This is a genomic window from Falsiroseomonas oryziterrae, assembly GCF_021864505.1.
GTDB classification, from domain to species: Bacteria; Pseudomonadota; Alphaproteobacteria; order Acetobacterales; family Acetobacteraceae; genus Falsiroseomonas; species Falsiroseomonas oryziterrae.
Map to the genome: position 1 here is coordinate 1 of NZ_JAKJIB010000569.1, position 1,356 is coordinate 1,356.

1 protein-coding gene is annotated in these 1,356 nt (G+C 75.6%); it reads left to right on the forward strand.

Annotated features, from left to right (window positions below; genetic code table 11):
* The coding region (gene mutS / locus L2I40_RS23225) for a DNA mismatch repair protein MutS (protein ID WP_237217724.1) at positions 1-1,356 on the forward strand (1,356 nt) is incomplete at both ends.

The window sequence follows — 1,356 nt, forward strand, 5'->3', positions numbered from 1 at the left end:
CCGTGCGACCTCGGCGCGCTCAGGCTCGGGCTCGACGTCGCGGCGCGCATCGGCGCCACGCTGGATGCCGCGGCGCTCCCCGTGCCCGCCCTTGTCGCAGAGGCGCGCGAGGCGCTGCGCCTCGACCCGGCGCTCGCCGAAGAGCTCGCCCGCGGGCTCGCCGACCGCCTGCCGGCGCGGCTCGAGGATGGCGGCATCGTCGCCCCCGGCTACGACGGCGAGCTAGATGCGCTGCGGCGGCTGCGCGACGGCGCGCGCGAGGCGATCGCCGCGCTGCAGCTCGACCTTGCCCAGGCCTGGGGCGTGGCAAGCCTCAAGATCCGCCACCACCAGCAATTCGGCTTCCTGGCCGAGCTGCCCGCCGCCGCCGGCGAGAAGCTGCTGCGCGAGGCGCCGAAAGGCCTCGCGCCCGACCAGGCGCCGATCCACCGCCAGACCATGGCGAACGCGATCCGATTCACCTGCGCGGCGCTCGCCGAGCTCGACCGCAAGGTGGCCGAGGCCGGCGACCGTGCCGCCGCGCGCGAACGCGCCTGCGTCGCGCATCTGCGCCGGATGCTGCTCGACGCCGGCACCGCCATCGCCGAGGCCGCGCGGGCGATGGCCGAGCTCGACGTCCATGCCGCCGGCGCCGCCCTCGCCGCGGAGGGCGGTTGGTGCCGGCCGGAGGTCACCGACCGCGCCGAATTCCGCATCGTGGCAGGCCGCCATCCGGTGGTGGAAGCGGCGCTGAAGCGCGCCCGCGGGCCTGCCTTCGTGCCGAACGACTGCGACCTGTCCGGCGGCCGTCGGCTCTGCCTGTTGACCGGGCCGAACATGGCCGGCAAGTCCACCTGGCTGCGCCAGAACGCGCTGATGGTGGTGCTTGCCCAGGCCGGGCTCTTCGTGCCGGCGGCCGAGGCGCGCATCGGCCTGGTGGACCGGCTGTTCTCGCGTGTGGGGGGTGGCGACGACATCGCCGGAGGCCGTTCCACCTTCATGGTGGAGATGGCGGAGACGGCGGCGATCCTGAACGGCGCCACCGCGCGCTCGCTCGTCGTGCTGGACGAGGTCGGCCGCGGCACCGCCACCTGGGACGGGCTCGCCATCGCCTGGGCGGTGCTGGAGGCGCTGCACGACCGCATCCGCTGCCGCGCGATCTTCGCGACCCATTTCCACGAGCTGACCGCGCTGGCCGGGCGCCTGCCGGAGCTGCGGCTGGCCAGCATGCGGGTCCGCGAATGGCGCGGCGAGGTGGTGTTCCAGCACCTCGTCGGCGATGGCGCGGCCGAGAAATCCTGGGGCGTCCATGTCGCGCGGCTGGCGGGCGTGCCGCGCGGCGTGCTGGCCCGCGCTGGGCAGGTGCTGGCGGCCCTC